This is a genomic window from Rhizobium sp. 768_B6_N1_8 (assembly GCF_051811225.1).
Lineage (GTDB): Bacteria > Pseudomonadota > Alphaproteobacteria > Rhizobiales > Rhizobiaceae > Rhizobium.
This window is the reverse complement of record NZ_JBPWPV010000001.1, coordinates 3,621,568-3,640,911: the sequence shown is the minus strand read 5'-3', so window position 1 is coordinate 3,640,911 and position 19,344 is coordinate 3,621,568. Positions and strand designations below refer to the sequence as shown.

General features: G+C 59.9%; 22 protein-coding genes. 13 read left to right on the top strand and 9 right to left on the bottom strand.

Going from position 1 to position 19,344, the window contains the following annotated elements:
- Positions 1-5 precede the first annotated feature (5 nt).
- Together AB8B33_RS18745 and AB8B33_RS18740 are read left to right on the top strand one after the other, a co-directional pair.
- A complete protein-coding gene (locus tag AB8B33_RS18745; RefSeq protein ID WP_439016485.1) occupies positions 6-500 on the top strand; it encodes a GNAT family N-acetyltransferase in 495 nt (164 codons plus the stop codon).
- Between the two features lie 100 nt (positions 501-600).
- Positions 601-1,602 carry an LLM class flavin-dependent oxidoreductase gene (locus AB8B33_RS18740; protein ID WP_439016484.1) on the top strand — a complete coding sequence of 334 codons (1,002 nt, stop codon included), beginning with the start codon at positions 601-603 and terminating at the stop codon, positions 1,600-1,602.
- A 72-nt stretch (positions 1,603-1,674) separates the two neighbouring features.
- On the opposite strand, the gene AB8B33_RS18735 is transcribed toward AB8B33_RS18740, so the two are convergent.
- Positions 1,675-2,421, bottom strand: coding sequence for a YebC/PmpR family DNA-binding transcriptional regulator (locus AB8B33_RS18735; protein ID WP_113323808.1), 747 nt, complete (start codon positions 2,419-2,421; stop codon positions 1,675-1,677).
- Positions 2,422-2,594: 173 nt separating this feature from the next.
- On the opposite strand from AB8B33_RS18735, the gene AB8B33_RS18730 reads away from it, so the two are divergent.
- Entirely contained in the window at positions 2,595-3,098 is a 504-nt protein-coding gene (locus tag AB8B33_RS18730) for a pyridoxamine 5'-phosphate oxidase family protein (RefSeq protein ID WP_113323807.1), read from the top strand.
- Positions 3,099-3,128: 30 nt separating this feature from the next.
- Here the strand turns inward: AB8B33_RS18730 and AB8B33_RS18725 are convergent, their stop codons facing one another.
- The 4 genes from AB8B33_RS18725 to AB8B33_RS18710 all read right to left on the bottom strand — a co-directional run bounded on the left by AB8B33_RS18725 (position 3,129) and on the right by AB8B33_RS18710 (position 6,014).
- Entirely contained in the window at positions 3,129-3,974 is an 846-nt protein-coding gene (locus tag AB8B33_RS18725) for an MBL fold metallo-hydrolase (protein WP_439016483.1), read from the bottom strand.
- A 95-nt stretch (positions 3,975-4,069) separates the two neighbouring features.
- The gene (locus AB8B33_RS18720; protein WP_007827096.1) at positions 4,070-4,894 is read right to left on the bottom strand and encodes a TIGR00282 family metallophosphoesterase; all 825 of its coding nucleotides are present in this window, start codon (positions 4,892-4,894) and stop codon (positions 4,070-4,072) included.
- A 3-nt stretch (positions 4,895-4,897) separates the two neighbouring features.
- Positions 4,898-5,485 (bottom strand): 5-formyltetrahydrofolate cyclo-ligase, encoded by a 588-nt coding sequence (locus AB8B33_RS18715; protein WP_439016482.1) that lies wholly within the window; start codon positions 5,483-5,485, stop codon positions 4,898-4,900.
- A 67-nt stretch (positions 5,486-5,552) separates the two neighbouring features.
- Positions 5,553-6,014, bottom strand: a complete 462-nt coding sequence (locus AB8B33_RS18710) for a MarR family winged helix-turn-helix transcriptional regulator (RefSeq protein WP_439016481.1) — start codon at positions 6,012-6,014, stop codon at positions 5,553-5,555.
- Between the two features lie 58 nt (positions 6,015-6,072).
- Between AB8B33_RS18710 and AB8B33_RS18705 the strand changes: the two genes are divergently transcribed.
- Positions 6,073-7,140, top strand: coding sequence for an FUSC family protein (locus AB8B33_RS18705; RefSeq protein ID WP_439016480.1), 1,068 nt, complete (start codon positions 6,073-6,075; stop codon positions 7,138-7,140).
- On the opposite strand, the gene AB8B33_RS18700 is transcribed toward AB8B33_RS18705, so the two are convergent.
- From AB8B33_RS18700 to AB8B33_RS18685, 4 genes are all read right to left on the bottom strand, one after another.
- Entirely contained in the window at positions 7,137-7,928 is a 792-nt protein-coding gene (locus AB8B33_RS18700) for a hypothetical protein (protein ID WP_113323802.1), read from the bottom strand. The two genes, AB8B33_RS18705 and AB8B33_RS18700, sit on opposite strands and share 4 nt — an antisense overlap.
- A gap of 39 nt (positions 7,929-7,967) precedes the next feature.
- A complete protein-coding gene (locus tag AB8B33_RS18695) occupies positions 7,968-8,882 on the bottom strand; it encodes an NAD-dependent epimerase/dehydratase family protein (protein WP_439016479.1) in 915 nt (304 codons plus the stop codon).
- Positions 8,879-9,703, bottom strand: a complete 825-nt coding sequence (locus AB8B33_RS18690) for a glycosyltransferase (RefSeq protein WP_113323800.1) — start codon at positions 9,701-9,703, stop codon at positions 8,879-8,881. Before AB8B33_RS18690 ends, AB8B33_RS18695 begins: the two co-directional genes overlap by 4 nt.
- Before the next feature lie 67 nt (positions 9,704-9,770).
- Positions 9,771-10,991, bottom strand: coding sequence for an NAD-dependent epimerase/dehydratase family protein (locus AB8B33_RS18685; RefSeq protein ID WP_439016478.1), 1,221 nt, complete (start codon positions 10,989-10,991; stop codon positions 9,771-9,773).
- 118 nt (positions 10,992-11,109) lie between these two features.
- Here AB8B33_RS18685 and ybgC point away from each other — a divergent pair, with 118 nt between their 5' ends.
- The 9 genes from ybgC to tilS all read left to right on the top strand — a co-directional run bounded on the left by ybgC (position 11,110) and on the right by tilS (position 19,301).
- Positions 11,110-11,559, top strand: coding sequence for a tol-pal system-associated acyl-CoA thioesterase (gene ybgC / locus AB8B33_RS18680; protein WP_113323798.1), 450 nt, complete (start codon positions 11,110-11,112; stop codon positions 11,557-11,559).
- Positions 11,560-11,961: 402 nt separating this feature from the next.
- Positions 11,962-12,681, top strand: a complete 720-nt coding sequence (gene tolQ, locus AB8B33_RS18675; RefSeq protein ID WP_007827062.1) for a protein TolQ — start codon at positions 11,962-11,964, stop codon at positions 12,679-12,681.
- 14 nt (positions 12,682-12,695) lie between these two features.
- Positions 12,696-13,151: a protein TolR gene (gene tolR / locus AB8B33_RS18670; RefSeq protein WP_113323797.1), complete on the top strand. Its 456-nt coding sequence runs from the start codon at positions 12,696-12,698 to the stop codon at positions 13,149-13,151.
- An 8-nt stretch (positions 13,152-13,159) separates the two neighbouring features.
- Positions 13,160-14,299, top strand: coding sequence for a hypothetical protein (locus AB8B33_RS18665; RefSeq protein WP_439016477.1), 1,140 nt, complete (start codon positions 13,160-13,162; stop codon positions 14,297-14,299).
- Positions 14,299-14,712, top strand: coding sequence for a hypothetical protein (locus AB8B33_RS18660; protein ID WP_113323795.1), 414 nt, complete (start codon positions 14,299-14,301; stop codon positions 14,710-14,712). Before AB8B33_RS18665 ends, AB8B33_RS18660 begins: the two co-directional genes overlap by 1 nt.
- 20 nt (positions 14,713-14,732) lie before the next feature.
- Complete coding sequence (gene tolB / locus AB8B33_RS18655; protein ID WP_113323794.1) at positions 14,733-16,043, top strand: Tol-Pal system beta propeller repeat protein TolB; 1,311 nt, start codon at positions 14,733-14,735, stop codon at positions 16,041-16,043.
- A 158-nt stretch (positions 16,044-16,201) separates the two neighbouring features.
- Positions 16,202-16,729 (top strand): peptidoglycan-associated lipoprotein Pal, encoded by a 528-nt coding sequence (pal, locus tag AB8B33_RS18650; RefSeq protein ID WP_113323793.1) that lies wholly within the window; start codon positions 16,202-16,204, stop codon positions 16,727-16,729.
- Between the two features lie 158 nt (positions 16,730-16,887).
- On the top strand, positions 16,888-17,886 hold the full coding sequence (gene ybgF, locus AB8B33_RS18645) for a tol-pal system protein YbgF (RefSeq protein ID WP_439016476.1): 999 nt from the start codon (positions 16,888-16,890) through the stop codon (positions 17,884-17,886).
- An 11-nt stretch (positions 17,887-17,897) separates the two neighbouring features.
- Positions 17,898-19,301 carry a tRNA lysidine(34) synthetase TilS gene (tilS, locus tag AB8B33_RS18640; RefSeq protein WP_439016475.1) on the top strand — a complete coding sequence of 468 codons (1,404 nt, stop codon included), beginning with the start codon at positions 17,898-17,900 and terminating at the stop codon, positions 19,299-19,301.
- The last annotated feature ends 43 nt before the right edge of the window (positions 19,302-19,344 follow it).

The following is a 19,344-nucleotide window of genomic DNA, read 5'->3' as shown; positions in this document are numbered from 1 at the left end:
GCATCATGCTGATCCGGTTCGAAAGACCCGAGGATGCGGATGCCATTCACTCGCTGACGCGGGTGGCGTTCGAGCCGATGCCTTACAGCAACAATACCGAAGCGCGGATTGTCAGGGATCTTCGCGCGTCTGGTGATTTGATACTATCTCTCGTCGCGGAAGAGGGCGGGGAGATCATCGGCCATGTCGCTTTCTCGCCGATCACGATCGGTGATATCGAGGATGGATGGTATGGGCTCGGGCCGATTTCGGTAAAGCCGGAGCGGCAGCGGCAGGGGATCGGCAGAGAGTTGATCCTGAAAGGGCTCGATCTGCTGAGAGAGCGTGATGCGACCGGCTGCGCGCTGATCGGCAATCCCTCGGTCTATCGCGGCGCTGGCTTCGAGAGCGATGGGAAGCTGACCTATGGCGATCTCGATACGCGATATGTCCAGAGGGTCATCTTCAAGGGATCGCCGCCATCAGGCGCTTTGAAATTCTCCCCGGCTTTCGACGAATGACAGTTATTTTCCGCGGCAGCTTTTGTTGGCGCCGCGATTTGGAATAGCGCCACGGCGAACCTACATAGACCGCACTCCCATTCTCGAGCGGCAGGTTTCCATGGTTCCGTTTTCCATTCTCGATCTTTCCCCTGTGGCCGAAGGCACGACCATCAGCCAATCCTTTGAAGCGTCGAAGCGTATGGCACAGAAGGCGGAGGAGTTCGGCTATACGCGTTTCTGGATGGCGGAGCATCACGGCATGCCCGGCGTCGCGAGTGCGGCGACGTCTGTCATCCTCGGTCAGATCGGTGCGGTGACGAAGACCATCCGCATCGGCTCGGGTGGCGTCATGCTGCCGAACCATGCGCCGCTCGTCATCGCCGAACAGTTCGGCACGCTGGAAGCCTTGTTTCCCGGCCGCGTCGATCTCGGTCTTGGCCGCGCGCCCGGAACGGACATGCGCACGGCGCAGGCGCTACGGCGCAACCTCGACGCGGGTGCAAATAGTTTCCCCAATGATGTGGTGGAACTGCAGCAGCTTCTCGGCACACCGATCGAAAACCAGGCGATCCTCGCCGTACCCGGCAACGATTCACACATCCCGATCTGGCTGCTCGGCTCCAGCCTCTACAGCGCCCAGCTTGCGGCCATGCTCGGCCTCCCCTTCGCCTTTGCTTCGCATTTTGCGCCTGACATGCTGCTTGATGCTATCGCGATCTATCGCGACCGGTTCCAGCCCTCGTCGGAACTCGACAAGCCCTATGTGATGGTCGGCGTCATGGGCGCGGTTGCTGAGACGGACGAGGAGGCGCAGTATCACTTCACCTCGGCTCAACAGCAGTTCGTCAATCTGCGGCGCAATGTGCGCGGGCCTTTCCCACGGCCGGTCAGGGATATGGATGCCTTCTGGTCACCGATGGAAAAGATGAATGTCGAGCACACGCTACGCTACGCCGTCGTCGGTTCGCCGGCCACGGCCGAAGCCCAGCTCAATGAATTCCTCAAGGAGACGCAGGCCGATGAGGTCATCATCTCCATGCCGATCCATGATATCGAGGCGCGGTTGAAATCGGTGGAGCTCTTTGCCGGGCTTGGCAACTTCATGCGGGCTGCGGCCTAGCCGCCAGAGCATCCCAGCAAACAAAAACCCGGCGGAATGGCCGGGTTTTTCGATTCAATATCCTGGATGGCTTTAAGCCGAGAGCTTGGCCAGAACTTCTTCGGAGACTTCGAAGTTCGAATAGACGTTCTGGACGTCGTCATCGTCTTCAAGCGAGTCGATCATTTTCAGCAGCGACTGCGCCCTCTCTTCGTCGACCGGTACGTTGTTCTGGGCGCGCCAGACTGCCTTCACGGTATCGGCTTCGCCGAGGGATGCTTCGAGCGCCTTGGCGACTTCGCCGAGGGCTTCGAAGGCGGTGGTGATGTAGTGGCCTTCCTCGTCGGTCTCCACATCATCGGCGCCGGCTTCGATCGCGGCTTCCATGACCTTGTCGGGATCGCCGGCGGACAGCTTGTAGGTGATTTCGCCGACGTGGTCGAAGGAGAAGGAAACCGAGCCGGTTTCGCCGAGTGCGCCGCCGGCCTTGGTGAAGATTGAGCGGACGTTGGAGGCGGTGCGGTTGCGGTTGTCGGTCAGGGCCTCGACGATGATCGCCGTGCCGCCTGGGCCGTAGCCTTCGTAGCGGACCTCGTCATAGTTCTCCGTATCGGCGCCGGAAGCCTTCTTGATGGCGCGGTCGATATTGTCCTTCGGCATAGACTGGGCCTTGGCGTTCTGGATCGCCAGGCGCAGGCGGGCGTTCATCGTCGGGTCGGGCAGGCCGGCCTTGGCGGCAACGGTGATTTCGCGCGCGAGCTTGGAGAACATTTTCGAGCGCACGGAATCCTGACGGCCCTTACGGTGCATGATGTTTTTAAACTGTGAATGGCCAGCCATGGCACCCCTGTTCACGTCTCATTGTTCGGAATGGGCCGCCTTATAAGATCGGAAAGGGCGATATTCAAGGAAAAAGCAGCTTTTCGATCCTTCCCTGGTGGCGTGGTGGTGGGCGGAACAAAGCCGAGGAGATGACGTTTTCAACCGACAACACCAGCAGGAAAGGAACGGCAATGGCAAGCTTCACTGAAGCCCGGGAACAACCGGCACGTCAGCTCTGGGATCAGATCAACGATATCAATGCCGGCATGCTTGGTCTTTCAGGCATCGATATGCACATGCAGCCGATGGCACCCAACGTCGATCCGACCACCAATACGATCTGGTTCTATACCAAGACGGATGCCGAACTCGTGCAGATGATCAAACCAGGCAGCCGCGCGCATTTCTGCGTCATCGGCAAGAACCATGATTATCATGCCTGCCTGTCCGGGGTTATCGAGGTGCACCCTGATCCCTCGAAAATCGAGGAGTTTTGGAACTCGGTCGTTGCCGCCTGGTACGAAGGTGGCAAGAAGGATCCAAAGCTGACGATGCTCTCCATGCATGTCGATGACGCCGACATCTGGGTCTCGACCGGCAGCAAGCTGAAATTTGGCTGGGAAATTGCCAAGGCCAATTTCGATGAGGAGAAGATGCCTGACGTCGGCATTAAACGGCATCTGCAATTTGCGTGAGCAAACAGGCCCGGCATGGTCCGGGCCTTTTTACTGCACGTCCTTCATCACATAGATCAGAGGCTTTTTCGGCAGCGTGCGCAGCGAAACGGTGATGCTGTTGTCGGGCGCGTAGTTGACGTTGAAACCATTGCCGAACATCGAGATGAAGGTGTTAACCGGCGGGCCGCGGCGATGCATCGGCAAGATCAGCGACGAGCGCAGCCGCTTGATGACACGGCTCATACTGTCTGCACCCATGGTCAGGCCGCCATCGACCGGCACCATGACCACATCCAGCCTGCCGATTTCAGTGTAATGTGTGTCGGTCAGCTCATAATGCAGGTGGCCGAGATGGCCGATGCAGAGGCCGGCGATCTCGAAGATGAAAATGGAATTTCCGTCCTGCTGCGATCCGCCGAGCCCGTAGCTGAAGCGGATATCCGTCGTCACATTGCGGATATAGGCATCGCCGACGACAAGATTGATCTTCGCCTTGTCGCCGGGAATATCGCTCCAGCCGTGCAGAACATGCTTGATGCCCGGGTCTGGCGTCAGCGTGTAATGCGTCTGATGCGCCTTGTTCATGGTCACGACATCGGGTGTTACCGCGGGTTTGTACCAGCCGTTATAATCGGTGGCGATGACAATGCCGCTGGGTGTGTCGATCTCGAAGGTAGAATGGCCAAGGTAGGTGAATTTAACATCTTCGTCCTCGGACACCGCCGGGATTATCGGCGCCGTAACGGAGAAGCTGGCGAAGGTCGCCTTGGGGATAGTCTGCGCGATAGCCTGGCACTGGCTGACAGGTCTGCGGTTTTCCTGGGCTGCGGCAAGGCGCGGTGCGGTGAAAACCGCTAGGCATGCGATAGCGAGGACAAGACAATGCGGCTTCATGCCACCCCTCCGGCGCTTTCACGAAGCCGCGAGGATGCGGCATGCCGTCGCAGTGGTCCAGCCGGACCATGCTCACAATTGCGTGTTGCAGTGGCCTAGCGCCAGAACTCCGGGATCGTTTCGGCAAGCCGCGGGCCAAGGCGCAGCGGGGCGATCTTTTCGGCCAGACCCGTCGCATCCGAAATTTCCACGCCGACGCCGCAGATGGTGGCGGGACCAGTAGCGGCTTCCATACGGCCCTTCGGCATCTTGGAGATGAAGCGGTTCAGCGGTTCTTCCTTGTCCATGCCGAGCGAGGAATCGTAATCGCCGCACATGCCGGCATCCGACATATAGGCGGTGCCGCCATTCAGGATCTGCGCATCGGCGGTCGGCACATGAGTGTGGGTGCCGACGACGAAGCTGGCGCGGCCATCGACGAAATGGCCGAAGCACTGCTTTTCGCTCGTCGCTTCCGCATGGAAATCGAAGATGATGGCATCGGCCTGCTCCTTCAGCGGGCAGGCGGCAAGGATCGTCTCAGCCGCCTTGAAGGGGTCGTCGAGCTCGGGATGCATGAAGACGCGGCCCATGATGTTGGCGACGAGCACACGCGCGCCGTTGCGCGCATAGAAAAGACCGGAGCCGCGGCCGGGCGTTCCCTGCGGATAATTTGCCGGACGCAGAAACTGGTCATGGCGGCCTGCGAAAGCGACGGCATCCTTCTGGTCCCAGACGTGATTGCCGGTTGTCACCACATCGGCGCCGGCATTGATCGTTTCCAGAAAGATGTCTTCGGTGATGCCGAAGCCGCCGGCGGCGTTTTCGCCATTGACGATGACGAAGTCGAGCTTCAGGTCGGAAACCAGACCGGGCAGGCGGTCCCAGACCGCCGTGCGTCCCGTCTTGCCGACCATGTCACCCAGAAATAGCAGTCGCATTCCCTATCCAATCCGTGAGGTAAAATGGCGCAGGCCGCTTTCCGTCAGGATGGCATCCAGGCTTATGTCATGCGGCTCAGCCGGTACCTCTGCCACTTCCTGGCAGTCAAATGCAATGCCGATCAGCTTCGGCGACAGGCCTTTTTGCCGGAGACGGCCGATTGCACGGTCATAATGGCCGGCGCCGTAGCCAATGCGGTGGCCGCGGGAATCGAAGGCCGACAGCGGCACGAGCATGATTTCGGGGTCGAGGATAGCAGCGTCTTCGCTTGGGCCGACCGTACCGAAGCCGGTGCCGATCAGTGCCACGCCGTGGACGAGTTCACGGAAGACGATGGTCTGCTTGTCGACGATTGCGGGCACGCAAAGGCGGGCGCCGCGTCCGCGCCACCGCGCCATCAGCGGCTGCAGATCGGCTTCCGAACGGATCGGTAGAAAACCGGAGATGATGGTGCCGGGTGTAAAAACAATCGCATCGCCGGCATGGGCTGCCATATCGAGGCTTTTGGCCGCGCGCAGATCCGTCGGGATGGCATCCCTGAGCGCCAGACGCTCAGCGCGCAATTGAGCCTTCAATTCCTTGGGCGTCATCTCAAATCCAGTATCGTTGTCCGGCAAACATAACCGCTTGTGGCTGATTGCAACAGGTGAAAAGGGCCTATTCCTCGCCTGATTGCTCCTCGTTCTCGATATGGGCATAGGCGAGTTTCAGCATAATTTCCGACGCTTCTATTAATGTATCGCGCTCTTCCGGCGTCAGGCGGTCGTCCATCGTCCTTTCGAGCCAGGCGCGGCGAGCGCCTATGTCCTCGGACAACACCGTGCGGCCACGAGGGGTGATCGACAGTTCGATCTCGCGGCGGTCGGCCTCGCTACGCGCGCGGCTGATCAGCCCGTCGCGCTCAAGGGCCGCGATGATGCGGGTGACCGATTGCGGCTGCAGATGTTCTTCCAGGGCGAGCCGCCAGGCGGGCATCGGCCCCAAGCGATGAAGCGTGGCGAGGATCGCAATGGTCGACAGGCTGTGCGGACCTTCGGGGCGCGCAGCCCGCAAGCGGCGCCCGAGCAGCAGGACGGAGCGCAAGATGCGTGTCGCAGGTGCGTCGTGATTACTGGACATATCGTACGCAGTGCGTATTATTTCTTGGATGCCCAATTCCGGGTCTGAGAAACGATTGATGGAAAAGACACTCAATCACGTAGCCGGAGCCTTTCGCTGGTCGACTGAAAAGGAAGTGACGGCGATCGAAATCGCCGTATCGGCGCTTGCCATGGCCGTTCCGGCGCTGCTTGCGGCGAGGGGCCATCATACGGGGCTTGGCCTGATCGGCGGCATGGCGATGAGCGGGACGGTAGCGCATGGCAGACTGAGGACGCAAGCTGCGAGCGCAGGGGCCGCATTGCTGGTCCTAGTGTTTGCGACAGGGCTTGCCTGCGCACTCGGGCGGCTTGGCGGTGCTTGGCAGATGGGCCTGTTGGTGATTGCCGGCATTGCCGGTATCGTCGGCGGTTTCGATCGCGCTATGGTCGCCGCCTCCATGCGCTTCGTCTTCTATCTCGTCATGGTCGGCGGCATCGTCTCTACCACCACGGCAGATCCGCTGCTCATCTTTGCCATTGTCATCGGCGGCGCACTTTTCGCTGTCGTTCTCCACATGATGATGGCTGTGGTCGTTGCACATATCCGCCGTCATGCGGCAGAGCCGGTCGAGGATGAACGCAAGCCGAGCGCCGGACAGAAATTCAACAGGCTGTGGCGCTCCCTGACGGAGCCAGCTGGCTGGCAATATCCAGTCCGACTGGTTTCCTGCCTGGGCGCGGTCTCGCTCATCCACCTGTTCTTTCCCGATCACGATGTTCACTGGGCGGCGCTGGCGCTGGTGCTGCTGATCGAGCGGCGGCCGGAACGCTTGCCACTCAAGACGACGCAAAGAGTGATCGGCGTTCTCTTCGGTGTCTTTTGTGCGGGATTGCTGTCGTTTCTTACCTTGCCAGCCTGGGCAGATGTGCTTGTTGTCGCCGTGCTCGGCGGTAGCAGGCCCTTTCTGAGAGCCAGGAATTATCTCGCCTATTCGATGGTGATGACGCCGCTGATGATGATGGCCACGGGAACCGCCGATCATGCCCTGCCGGCTTCCGCGCTGCTGGATAGGCTATTTGCGACTGTCTTTGCCGCCTGCCTTGTGCTGCTCGTCAACCAGGCAACGATCCATTTTCTGCCGCAGACGGCCGCGCCTAAGGCTTAGACGACGATGCTCGAGGGAATGGTCGCCGTCGGAACGGCAGCCGACAGGCCGGTCACGGCTGATTGTGCTGTTCCGATTGCACCTTCGGCGGCGGCGTCGCGGTTCTTCTCGCGCAGATCGCGCATGGCCTTTTCGAGGATCTGCTTCAGCTCGCGGACGACGGACTTGAACTCTTCCATCGTCTTGCGGTCATCGGCGGAAATTGCCGACGACTTCGGACCGTCTTCGACGATTTCCTGATAGGCCTTGCGGGCATGAGCCGCACCGTCTGTTTCCGCCGTGTCCGTGCCGTCTTCCACTGCTTCCGTTGTCGTTTCGGCACCCTGCGTTGCCTCGGTTGAAGCCGTTGCATCGCTTGCGACAACGTCGGCCGTTGCATTGGTGGTGGCATCGGTCGTCGCGGCGGTGGAAGCTGATATGGCTGCTGTGCTGGTCGCAGCACTTGCATCGGAAGAGCCGCCGGTTGCAACGGCCGAGGCAAATTCGGAGGCCGCGGCGCCAACCTTACGTGCGAGTTCGGCGGCGAGACGCGCAATCACTTCAGGCGGGAAGCCCGCCGTCTTCAGCGCCTGAAGCTCCTGCTTGGCTTCTTCGAGCTTGCGCTGGGCGCGGCTCTTCGCATCGTCGGCGGAGCTTGCCAGCGAATTACGCACCTGTTCCAGCGCCAGCGACTGCCGCTGGATCTTCAATACGCCGGTATCGGGCTCGTTGCTCGTGGACGAAACGCCGGATTGTGCCGGCTGAGTGCCGCGCAGAAGGGTGGACGCCGAAACGGTTGCGAGCTGCATAATATACCCCCGATTACATTTGGGGCGCACTCTGCCAGATCAGACTTGCGTGGAACTGGGGCGCGGAACCCCTTGTTTCCCAGCCAATTGCTGCATCGTTTGTTCGAAAAGGGGCATGCCACCGGGCTTCCAGCCGAGCGCGCGGATCTTACTCGTGTTCATGGTGCAAAGCTCTGCCTTGTCCGCTGCTTCGGGCAGCGGGAAGGGACAGTCGACGTGATGGCGGATCGGCGAAAGGATATCCCTCGTATCGACGGCGATATCCGAAACGTTGAAGACCTCGCCGGAGATTCGGGCACTTTCCGTTTCCAGCATCAGCCGCACGACACGGCCGAGATCGCGTCCATGCACCTCGGTTCCCGCACGTGGGGAAACAGGCTGGCCGCTCAGATAGTCGTCGATCAGTCGATCCCATTTGTTTGGGGACCGGTCACCGTAAACGCCTGTTGCCCGCAGGCTTGCTCCTGCAAAGCCTGGGCCGGAAAGATGGGCGAGCGCCCGCTCCGCATCAAGCTTGACCTGTCCGTAAAGGGTTTCCGGCGTGGCGGGCATGGTTTCGAAAAGCTCGGTGCCTGGTGCAGGCTCGCCGTAAGCGGCACGGCTGGACATGAAGATGCAACGGCGGGTGCCTGCGCGCTTTGCCTCCTCGAAGAGTTTCACTGTGCCATCGAGATTCAGGCGGTGAAACGCCTTTGGATCATCGCCTTCGCCGCCGCGGTATTTTCCTTCGATGTGACTGAAGGCGGCGTGCACGAAAAAATAGGCATCATCGAAGGCGCCGATATCGTCCTCGTCCGGATCGAGCGAAAGCGGGGCGAAATCGACCGGACGAGAGAAGGACTGGGGGAGCGGCGCCCGCCGTCCGCCGATAATCACCTGATATCCGGCAGAAAGCAGCTCTTCGACGATATAACGTCCGACGATACCCGTTCCGCCTGATACCAGTACTTTCATGCCGCCTCATCCGGATTGGCCAGAGATGCAATCTCCGGCACGTGGCCGCCAATATGAAAACAATGCCACAAATCGATCAAAGGTTGTAGCCTCGCTGCCTTGGGATGATCTTTTTCCCAAGGTTTTTCATACTGATAGTGCAGGATAGAAATGCTCTTCCAATCCCACAGGGCCGGCATCGTGAACCAGACATATTGCAGCATGTTGAAATAGACCGGCAGACCATGCCAATTGGGGAAGAACGTCTCGAGGAAGGTCTGGTCTGTGCGCCGCCAGAAGATGTCGGGCTGATCCAGAACTGCAAGCATCTGCCGGAAGGTCTCTTGCGAAGGGCGGGCAACGAAGACGCCGGAGTTCATGCGGTGGAAGTCGGCAAGGCTTTCATAGACATTCGGCGCCGCGGAGAATTCCGGGTAGGCGAAGAGCTTGTCGACATTCTTCAAGACGATCGCATCGGCATCGATGAAAACGCAGCGCTCATATTCGACAAGCTGCCAGAGGCGGAGCTTGCAGAAATTGTCGAGCGGCGAATGAAAGGTCGGCTTGCGGCCTTTGGTGAAAGGTGCTGCGGAGTGGAGATTGCCGCGCGCATGCCGCTCGTTGAAAGCATCCGACAACGGCAGATGCTCGACTTCGATCAGCCGGCAGCCGAGAGCGTTCAGCGGGGCGAGGGTGGCCGCGTCGACTCCGCCGGTATGCAGAATGACGATGGAGGCGTCCGTGCCGGTGCGACGCAGCGAGTTTGCCAGTGCCGTCGCGCCCATGGCGTAATCGGCGTTGGTGACGAGAGTGACGTAGGCGAAGTGCGGGGCAGGGGTCATGGATGCGGGGTACTTTCCTGAACGGCCTCGCTCCGGCAAGGCCGTTGCTTCGAGAAGAAAGCACCACTCATGATACGGACTTCAGCCGCTTGCCTTCCGGGTCGTGATTAATTGTCGCGGCGATATCCTTCGTCCAGGCGGAGACGGCCGGGACGCGAGAGCGGTCGACACGGTAAGCGAATTTCTTGGCGACTTCGACGATTTCGTCGAGCAGGCCTGCCTTCAGGGTAATCGGATCGAGGCCGAGGCTGAGGAACTTGTCGTTCCTGACGACCAGATCGTTTTCGGCAGCTTCCTTACGCGGATTGGGCAGCCAGACGACTTCGGAACCGGCCATCTTGGCGATCATCTCCGCGAGATCGCGCACGCGATGGGTCTCCGTCATCTGGTTGAAGATCTCGACGCGTGAGCCGCGCGCGGGGGGATTCTTGAGCGCCAGTTCGATGCAGCGGACGGAATCCTGGATATGGATGAAGGCACGCGTCTGGCCGCCGGTGCCGTGGACGGTCAGCGGATAGCCGATGGCGGCCTGAATGAGGAACCGGTTCAGTACCGTGCCGTAGTCGCCATCATAATCGAAGCGGTTGATGAGCTGCGGATGGCGGCGCGTCTGTTCCGTATGTGTACCCCACACGATGCCTTGATGCAGATCAGTGATCCTGAGGCTGTCATTCTTGGCATAGAACTGGAAGAGCAGCTGATCCAGGCACTTGGTCATGTGGTAGATCGAGCCGGGATTGGATGGATAGAGAATCTCCTGGGAGGCAGTTTCGCCATCCATCGTCTCGATGCCGACAGGCAGATAACCTTCCGGGATGGCGGCGCCGACTGTCGAATAGCCATAGACGCCCATGGTGCCGAGGTGGACCATATGCGCATCGAGCTGCAACTCGACCAACGCATTCAAGAGATTATGTGTGGCGCTGACATTGTTGTTAACAGTGTAATTCTTGTGCCGGTCGCTCTTCATCGAATAGGGCGCAGCGCGCTGCTCGGCGAAATGGATGATCGCATCCGGCCGGTTTTCCGCGAGCCACTTCTTCAGGAGCTCGTAGTCCCGAGCGAGGTCGATCAGATTGAAATGAATGCGGCGGCCGGTCTCGGCATGCCAGATGCGGGTGCGCTCCTGAATGGAGTCCATCGGCGTCAGCGACTGGACGCCGAGCTCGGTGTCGATCCAGCGGCGGGAGAGATTGTCGAGGATGTGGATGTCATGCCCGGCATCGGAGAGATGCAGCGAGGTTGGCCAACCGATGAAACCGTCTCCACCCATCACCGCAATCTTCATGCCACTGGCTCCTCATCGGTTGTTTTCCATCGGGATAATTAGGAAATATGACAATTGTTCAATGCTTGCCTGTCGAGAAGTGTTGCGTCAAAGAGGGCCGGAAAGTTTGGAGAAAATTATGGCGGAACACGGTTTTTCTATTTCCGGCGAGCTCACCGACGTGGGGCATCGACTCGTCCAGCGGGTCTATTATGAAGATACGGATTTCTCCGGTCTGGTCTATCACGCACGCTATCTGCATTTCCTCGAACGGGGCCGCACCGACTACCTGCGCTGTCTCGGTGTGGAGCAGCGAGAGCTCGTGAATGCGGACGAGGAAGGACTCGTCTTCGTCGTCCATCGCATGGAGATCGACTTCAAAAGCCCGGCCCGCATGGACGACATTTTGACCGTGATCACACACACCGAAAAGGCCGGCGGCGCGAAGATGGTGCTCAACCAGGAAATCCGCCGCGACGATACGCTGCTGATCGCTGCCAAGGTGATCATCGCCGTGATCAATGCCAAGGGCAGGCCGCGCCGGCTGCCGGAGGCACTGGCAAGGCAAATGCTCATTCCCGAAAGCTGAAAACAGCCGGGATATGCCTGCGTTTCCTGCGTCAAACTGCCGGAATCGAGGGCTTGTAAAAACTTGAATTTTATGTGAAGGAATTGCTGCGCTGCAAGATGAGCGCTGTGTTCAGCAACCGGACAATGTTCCGGTCAAGTTATCCAGGAACAAAATCTCCCGCGACATTCCCGCTGTCATAGTCTGGCACTAACGATCTATTAACCATAATGGTGTCTTACTTGCGGAGTCGGAGTTTGTGCGACGCACGCCTTCCTTTGACCAAATTTGACGGCAAGAAGGCGGAAGAAGAGCTTGGAAGCTTGACCAGGGCTTTGGGCGGCGGCCGCCAGACATTCTTGCGTGATCACTTCGTGCCGCCCGGTCAAGCGCCGGGCGTTTGGATTCGGGGATTTTGGATCTATGGAACAAGTAGGATTGGCAGCAGCCACGACCGACGTCAGCCTCTGGTCGCTTTTCATGCAGGCCGGCATCGTCGTCAAGCTGGTCATGCTCGGCCTTATCGCCGCTTCGGTGTGGACCTGGGCTATCGTCATTGACAAATATCTGGCCTACGGACGCGCCCGTCGCCAGTTCGACAAGTTCGAGCAGGTGTTCTGGTCGGGCCAGTCGCTGGAAGAACTCTACCGGACGCTTTCCGAGCGCAACAACACCGGTCTTGCGGCGATCTTCGTCGCGGCGATGCGCGAATGGAAGAAGTCCTTCGAGCGCGGCGCGCGTTCGCCGATCGGCCTGCAGATGCGTATCGACCGCGCCATGGACGTGACGCTCGCCCGCGAATCCGAATTTCTCTCTGCCCGTCTCGGATCACTGGCGACGATCGGTTCGGCCGGTCCGTTCATCGGTCTCTTCGGAACGGTTGTCGGTATCATGACCTCGTTTCAGGCAATCGCCGGTTCGAAGTCCACCAACCTCGCGGTCGTCGCACCCGGTATCGCGGAAGCGCTTCTCGCAACCGCCATCGGCCTCGTCGCCGCTATCCCGGCGGTTATCGCCTACAACAAGTTCTCCGCCGACGCGGGCAAGCTCTCGGGTCGCATGGAAGGCTTTGCGGATGAATTCTCCGCCATCCTTTCGCGCCAGATCGACGAGAAGCTGCAGCCGCGCCAGGCTGCGCAGTAACGGAGTAGACGATCATGGGTATGGCTGTAGGCGGCAATAGCGGAGGGGGCGGCGGACGCCGCCGCCGTGGTAGCCGCAACAAGGGTGTGATCTCCGAAATCAACGTGACGCCGCTCGTCGACGTCATGCTGGTGCTTCTCATCATTTTCATGGTGGCGGCCCCGATGATGACGGTCGGCGTTCCGATCGATCTGCCGGAAACGCAGGCCAAGGCACTGAATTCTGAGACGCAGCCGATCACGATCTCGGTCAAGAACAGCGGCGAAGTCTATCTGCAGGAAACGCCGATCCCGGCCGAAGAAATTGCTGCAAAGCTGGAGGCGATCGCCACTACTGGCTACAACGAGCGCATCTTCGTGCGCGGTGATGCGACGGCGCCTTATGGCGTGATTGCTGACGTCATGGCCCGCATCCAGGGCGCAGGCTTCAAGAATATCGGCCTCGTGACGCAGCAGAAGAAGGACCAGTAACGCTCAAGATGAAGACCAGCGTCGTCACATCTGCGGTTCTGCACGGGCTGGTGCTTACCTGGGCGCTGGTGTCGCTCGGCGCGCCGGAATCCTTCAAGGTGGAGGATTTCGAGGCGATGCCGGTCGACCTCGTGCCGGTGGAATCCATCACGCAGATGCAGCAGGGCGACAAGAAGGCTCCGAAGAAGGAGACGTCTGCGCCTGTACCGACGACACGGCCGCCGATCCCGCAGCCGGCCGAAAATGCCGGCGACAACAAAGTCGACCTGAAGACGCCGCCTCTGCCGAACGCCAAGCCGACCAACACCGATGCGGCCGCTGCCAATTCCAGCGACAAGCCGCAGCCGCAGATCGATCCGAAGCCGAACGACGTCAAGGAAGTCAACAAGGAAGAAACCGACGTCGAGCAGCCGAAGGAAGTCGCTTCCATTCCGCAGACCAAGCCGGTGGACGTGACGCCACCGAAGCCCGAGGAAAAGCCGCCGGAAGAACAGGCCAAGCCTGCCGAACCGCCGAAGCCGGATGCCGAGGCCTTGCCGGATAACGTTCCGACGCCGGTCGTCAAGCCGCAGGCAAAGCCGCCGGAACCGAAGGCTGCCGAAAAGCCGCCTGAGAAGCCTCAGGAGCAGCCGAAGACGGCCGAGAAGCCGACGGACAAGAAGAAAGCCGACAAAAAGCAGGAAGTGGCGAAATCTGCCTCCTCGATGAAGAGCGACTTCAATGCGGACGAGATCTCCGCTCTGTTGAACAAGACCGATCCTTCCGCCGGCGGCGCCAAGCGTTCGACACAGGAAGCGTCGCTAGGCGCGAAGAAGAGCAATGGCGGTGCCAAACTTAGCCAGAGCGAGGTCGACGCAGTACGCGGTCAAATCTCCGGTAATTGGTCGGTTGTTTCGGGGTTGGCGGGCGCGGGCGACGTTCATCTTCAGGTTCGTTTCCAGCTTGATCAGGCCGGAAATGTCGTTGGCGATCCAGAGGTCATTGCCACAGGAGGCCCCGATGCAACACGCCAGGCTCTCAAGAGCAGCGTGTATCGTGCTGTCATGAAATCGTCTCCTCTCAAGAATCTGCCCGCAGACAAGTATGAGGGGGACAACGGTTGGAACGAGATGGTTCTCAACTTCGACGCGAGCGATTTTGGAATCTGATGCTGGCAAACCTGTCCCACGGCAACAAGCACCTTGCAGCCGCCGCCATGCTCGCCGCGGCGCTCGGCTTTGCGCTTGCCGGGCCGGCGCAACCGGCCAGGGCGGCAACTTCCGATGAGCCCGCAGTGGCCATTCGCGAAGCCGTTGCGGCTCATTTCAACATTCCCCCGGATCTGCTTCAGGGTGGGAAAGTCCTGATCACCGTTCACATGAACCTCGACAGGACCGGCGCTATCGTTGGTTCGCCAGCGGTCGCCGCGACCGGCGGCACGGAGGCGGCCCGCAAGGGGTTCTCTGCTGCAGCGCTTCGTGCCGTGGTGGTTGCGTCGCCCTTCACGATGCTTCCGAAAGACAAATACGAATCCTGGAAAGAAGTCGTCCTGCGCTTCGAACCCGGCGATCCGACTCCATAGATGCTGAAAGGCTGTTTGGTATGACAAAGTGTTCCTTCTTCCGCGCCATCATGGTCGCTGCCGGTCTGATGACTGCGGCCGCCTTTGCGACGCCAGCCAACGCCCTTGTTGAGATCAACATCAACAAGGGTAACGTTCAGCCGCTGCCCATTGCGGTGACGGACTTCCTGCAGGGCAACATGGGTGCGCAGGTTTCTCAGGTCATCGCGGCGGATCTTCAGCGCTCCGGTCTGTTTGCGCCGGTCAATAAGACGGCCTTCATCGAAAAGATCTCCAACCCCGATGCCTCGCCGCGCTTCGAAGATTGGAAAGTCATCAATGCGCAAGCGCTGGTCACCGGTCGTGTCACCCAGGAAGCGGATGGTCGCCTTCGCGCCGAATTCCGTCTCTGGGATACTTTCGCCGGCCAGCAGATGACCGGCCAGCAGTTCTACACGCAGCCTGAGAATTGGCGGCGCGTCGCCCATATCATCGCTGACGCGATCTACAAGCAGATCACCGGCGAGGAAGGCTATTTCGACACCCGTGTCGTCTTCGTTTCCGAATCCGGCCCCAAGCAGCAGCGCAAGCGCCAGCTGGCGATTATGGACCAGGACGGCTTCAACGTGCGCATGCTGACCGACGGCAGCGACCTCGTGTTGACGCCGCGCTTCTCGCCGAACCGGCAGGAAGTCACCTACATGTCCTTCGCCAACCAGCAGCCGCGCGTCTATCTGCTGCAGCTCGAAACCGGACAGCGCGAAGTCGTCGGCAACTTCCCGGGCATGACTTTCTCGCCGCGCTTTTCTCCTGATGGCCAGAAGGTCATCATGAGCCTGCAGCAGGAAGGCAACTCGAACATCTACACGATGGACCTGCGTTCGCGCACGACGACCCGTCTGACATCCACGGCTGCGATCGATACCTCGCCCTCCTATTCGCCAGACGGCAATCGCATCGCCTTCGAAAGTGACCGCGGCGGACAGTCGCAGATCTATGTCATGAATGCCGACGGTTCGGGCCAGACCCGTATTTCCTTCGGCGATGGCCGTTACTCCACGCCGGTCTGGTCGCCGCGTGGCGATCTGATCGCTTTCACCAAGCAGTCGGGCGGCAAATTCTCGATCGGCGTCATGAAGCCGGATGGTTCGGGCGAACGCATTTTGACGACCGGTTTCCACAATGAAGGCCCGACCTGGGCGCCGAATGGCCGCGTCATCATGTTCTTCCGCCAGGCGGCAGGTGCGGGCGGTCCGCAACTCTATTCGATCGACCTGACTGGCTACAATGAACAGGCCATCAAGACGCCGGCCTACGGCTCGGACCCGGCCTGGTCGCCGCTTCTGGAGTAGTGGAGGGGGAGAATATCGCCTTCATGTCGCCGCAAAGTCCTGAAAATGGGCGATGCAGGGACAAATCAACGAATCATTAACCATAATCTTTGATGGCTGGTTAACCGAGTGCGGTTACTGTCCGGAAACCCTGATTGAAGTCGCAAGGAGACCCGGCCATGAGCCGAATTCACACCCCGGCAATGAGCCGCATGCAGAATTTCGCCCGTAACCCCGTCATGATCGCGCTTGTCGCCGGCCTTGCTCTCGCAAGCTGCGCCAAGAAGAACGTGCCGAACAGCGCCGGTGAGCTCGGCCTCGGTGCAGGTGCGGCAACACCTGGCTCCACCCAGGACTTCACGGTCAATGTCGGCGACCGCATCTTCTTTGATACCGACTCCACTTCGATCCGCGCCGATGCTGCCCAGACGCTCGACCGTCAGGCTCAGTGGCTCGGTCGCTACCCGAACTACCAGATCACGGTCGAAGGCCATGCCGACGAGCGCGGCACGCGCGAATATAACCTCGCTCTCGGCGCTCGCCGCGCTGCAGCCGCCAAGGATTATCTCGCTTCGCGCGGCGTTCCGGCCCAGCGCATGAAGACGATCTCCTACGGCAAGGAACGTCCGGTCGCCGTCTGCGACGACATTTCCTGCTGGTCGCAGAACCGCCGTGCCGTCACCGTTCTCGGTGGCGCAGGCATGTAATTCACGGCAAAAGCCGGAATTTGACGAGGCGGCTCCTTGCGGGCCGCCTTTCTTTTTGACCACACTTTGGCCAGACTCCGTTGCTTTTTGAGAGCAATTGGAAAAATCTCCTGTCGTGCCATCGGGGCGCGAAGAATCACTGGGACAGGACGATACAAATGAAGAAACTAGTCGTGGCAGGCATGCTGTGCCTTGCGGCCGTGACCGGGAGCGAGCGAGCGGCATATTCCGCTTCGTTCTTCGGCTTGCACATCGGCGGCCAATCCGCGCAACAAAGCCAGCCGGCAGCGCCTGTTGTCAAGGTGCAGGGCAGCGACGCGGAAATCCGCATCCAGCAGATGGAAGACCAGATGCGGCAATTGAACGGCCGTATCGAGGAGATGAGCTATCAGCTCCTCCAGATGCAGGAGACAATCCGCAAGCAGCAGGAAGACAATGAATTCCGCTTCCAGCAGCTCGAAAAAACCGGAGGCGGCGCAGGAGCCGGCGGTGCTGCCAAGACGCCGGTGAAGAAGAGTGAAGCGGACGTCGCTCCACCGGCATCAGGCGGTGGCGATGATATCGCGAAGGTCATTCAAGCCCCGCGGGGAGCCGAAACGGCTCCCTCCACCGGCGTGCCGGCCAATGAAGGCCTCGGCCAGCCGCCGCGCGAGCTGGGCTCCATGGATTTCGACCAGAACGGCAATCCTGTCGGCAATTCCATGAACCAGAATGCGACGGTCGGTTCCGCACCGCTGCCGGATGCGGCCGCGCCGCAGCAGACCGCTTCGCTCGGCAGCGAGTCCGACCAGTACAAGGCGGCCTATGGCCATGTGCTTTCCGGCGACTACGCTACGGCAGAGCAGGAATTCACGCAGTACATCTCCCGTTATCCGAACAGCTCGCGTGCTCCAGATGCCAATTTCTGGCTTGGCGAAGCGCTTTATTCGCAGGGCAAGTTCAACGAATCGGCCAAGACTTTCCTGAACGCTCATCAAAAATACGGCACGTCCGAAAAGGCACCCGAGATGCTGCTGAAGCTCGGCATGTCGCTTGCCGCACTCGACAATACCGATACTGCCTGCGCGACCCTGCGCGAAGTCAGCAAGCGGTATCCGAAAGCCTCCCGTGCCGTCATAAACAAGGTCGCGAGCGAACAGAAGCGTCTCGCCTGCTAGGGTCTTCCGGTTTGTTTCCGGAAGATCCGATTTCTCCCGAGGCGGCAATCGACCGTTTCCTCGCTTCGCTGAAGACACCCGCGCGCATTCTTGTCGCGATCTCAGGCGGAAGCGATTCCAGTGGCCTGCTCCTGCTGCTCCATGAAGCGCTGAAGGCAGCACCCGACCTTTCCATTTCCCTTTGTGCTGCGACAGTCGACCATGCGCTGCGCCGCGAATCCGCGGATGAGGCCTGCCGGGTCGCAACGCTCTGCGCATCAATGGGCATTCCGCACCGGACAATAGTCTGGCAGGGGGAAAAGCCGAAAACCGGTATGATGGCGGCTGCCCGCGAGGCGCGTTACGGTCTTCTTGCCGAGGCGGCGGAAGCCTTCGATGCTGATCTCATGGTGACAGGACATACGCTGGACGATCAGCGCGAAACGCTGCACATGCGTGGAATGCGGACGGAGCAGATTTCGACCGGTATCGCGGATGCGGTGCTGTTCGATCGGCATTTCTGGATCCTGCGGCCGCTCCTTTTTTCCACCCGGGCAGATATCCGTCGCTTCCTGACCGCGCGAAGCGTGGCGTGGATCGACGATCCCAGCAACGAAGATGTGAAATACGAGCGTGTGCGGACGCGCCGTCAGCTTTCCATTGAGGGCGCTGCCGAGACGGATATCTGTCGTGCTTGGGAAGAGCGGCTGACTCTTTCTTCTGATGGAGCCGAATGGCTGCATCGCCATTTCAGGCTTCATGGCGGTTTACTCGGGCAGGTGATGCCCGGTGGGTTGAAGCAGGATCGCAGAGTTCTTGATTATGCGCTTGGCCGTCTGACGGCCGTTTTTGGCGGGCAGCCGTTTGTGCCGGGAAGGAAACAGATGGAGCGGCTTCTTGCATTCGCCACAGGTGGCAAGCCGGGGCGAATGACTGTCGGCCGTGTGGTATTCGATTTTCGGCGTGACGGGCTCTATCTGGCACGTGAGAGCCGCGGAATCCTACCTCTGGTGCTTCGGTCGGGAGAAGCCGGCGTTTGGGATGAAAGATTTGAAGCGAGAAACAGGTCGTCAGAGACCGTAGAAATTACGACACGCGCCGGCTTGGCGAATGAGGCAACAATGCGTAAAGGGTCTTCCGCGCCCGACTTAGGCTCGCCGGATTCCCATGACAGGCAGGACAAGGGGGATTGGAGTCAGGGTCTTCCCAAGGCGGCGTGGAAACGGGCTGCGGCTTCTGGGCCGGCCATATCCGCAGGGCAAGGGCTTTTATTGCCGGAATTCGCCCGATCCGTCGATTTGACGCCCCATTTCGCAGCCTTCGACCGCTTTTTGACACGATTTGATTTCACCTTTGCCGAGAGGCTTTCGGCAGTTTTCTCAAGGGCGCCCTATGCGGAGCCGCCTTTAAGAAGTATTGACGGAAAAACGATCTGACAGAGTGGATCGCCTTGGCAATGGCCTGGCGCAACCCTATGTT

What these genes read in the sequence shown, in the direction of transcription:
- AB8B33_RS18745 (WP_439016485.1), top strand. Translation starts at nt 6, where the DNA reads ATGCTGATCCGGTTCGAAAGACCCGAGGATGCGGATGCCATTCACTCG.
- AB8B33_RS18740 (WP_439016484.1), top strand. Translation starts at nt 601, where the DNA reads ATGGTTCCGTTTTCCATTCTCGATCTTTCCCCTGTGGCCGAAGGCACG.
- AB8B33_RS18735 (WP_113323808.1), bottom strand. Translation starts at nt 2,421, where the DNA reads ATGGCTGGCCATTCACAGTTTAAAAACATCATGCACCGTAAGGGCCGT.
- AB8B33_RS18730 (WP_113323807.1), top strand. Translation starts at nt 2,595, where the DNA reads ATGGCAAGCTTCACTGAAGCCCGGGAACAACCGGCACGTCAGCTCTGG.
- AB8B33_RS18725 (WP_439016483.1), bottom strand. Translation starts at nt 3,974, where the DNA reads ATGAAGCCGCATTGTCTTGTCCTCGCTATCGCATGCCTAGCGGTTTTC.
- AB8B33_RS18720 (WP_007827096.1), bottom strand. Translation starts at nt 4,894, where the DNA reads ATGCGACTGCTATTTCTGGGTGACATGGTCGGCAAGACGGGACGCACG.
- AB8B33_RS18715 (WP_439016482.1), bottom strand. Translation starts at nt 5,485, where the DNA reads ATGACGCCCAAGGAATTGAAGGCTCAATTGCGCGCTGAGCGTCTGGCG.
- AB8B33_RS18710 (WP_439016481.1), bottom strand. Translation starts at nt 6,014, where the DNA reads ATGTCCAGTAATCACGACGCACCTGCGACACGCATCTTGCGCTCCGTC.
- AB8B33_RS18705 (WP_439016480.1), top strand. Translation starts at nt 6,073, where the DNA reads ATGGAAAAGACACTCAATCACGTAGCCGGAGCCTTTCGCTGGTCGACT.
- AB8B33_RS18700 (WP_113323802.1), bottom strand. Translation starts at nt 7,928, where the DNA reads ATGCAGCTCGCAACCGTTTCGGCGTCCACCCTTCTGCGCGGCACTCAG.
- AB8B33_RS18695 (WP_439016479.1), bottom strand. Translation starts at nt 8,882, where the DNA reads ATGAAAGTACTGGTATCAGGCGGAACGGGTATCGTCGGACGTTATATC.
- AB8B33_RS18690 (WP_113323800.1), bottom strand. Translation starts at nt 9,703, where the DNA reads ATGACCCCTGCCCCGCACTTCGCCTACGTCACTCTCGTCACCAACGCC.
- AB8B33_RS18685 (WP_439016478.1), bottom strand. Translation starts at nt 10,991, where the DNA reads ATGAAGATTGCGGTGATGGGTGGAGACGGTTTCATCGGTTGGCCAACC.
- ybgC (WP_113323798.1), top strand. Translation starts at nt 11,110, where the DNA reads ATGGCGGAACACGGTTTTTCTATTTCCGGCGAGCTCACCGACGTGGGG.
- tolQ (WP_007827062.1), top strand. Translation starts at nt 11,962, where the DNA reads ATGGAACAAGTAGGATTGGCAGCAGCCACGACCGACGTCAGCCTCTGG.
- tolR (WP_113323797.1), top strand. Translation starts at nt 12,696, where the DNA reads ATGGGTATGGCTGTAGGCGGCAATAGCGGAGGGGGCGGCGGACGCCGC.
- AB8B33_RS18665 (WP_439016477.1), top strand. Translation starts at nt 13,160, where the DNA reads ATGAAGACCAGCGTCGTCACATCTGCGGTTCTGCACGGGCTGGTGCTT.
- AB8B33_RS18660 (WP_113323795.1), top strand. Translation starts at nt 14,299, where the DNA reads ATGCTGGCAAACCTGTCCCACGGCAACAAGCACCTTGCAGCCGCCGCC.
- tolB (WP_113323794.1), top strand. Translation starts at nt 14,733, where the DNA reads ATGACAAAGTGTTCCTTCTTCCGCGCCATCATGGTCGCTGCCGGTCTG.
- pal (WP_113323793.1), top strand. Translation starts at nt 16,202, where the DNA reads ATGAGCCGAATTCACACCCCGGCAATGAGCCGCATGCAGAATTTCGCC.
- ybgF (WP_439016476.1), top strand. Translation starts at nt 16,888, where the DNA reads ATGAAGAAACTAGTCGTGGCAGGCATGCTGTGCCTTGCGGCCGTGACC.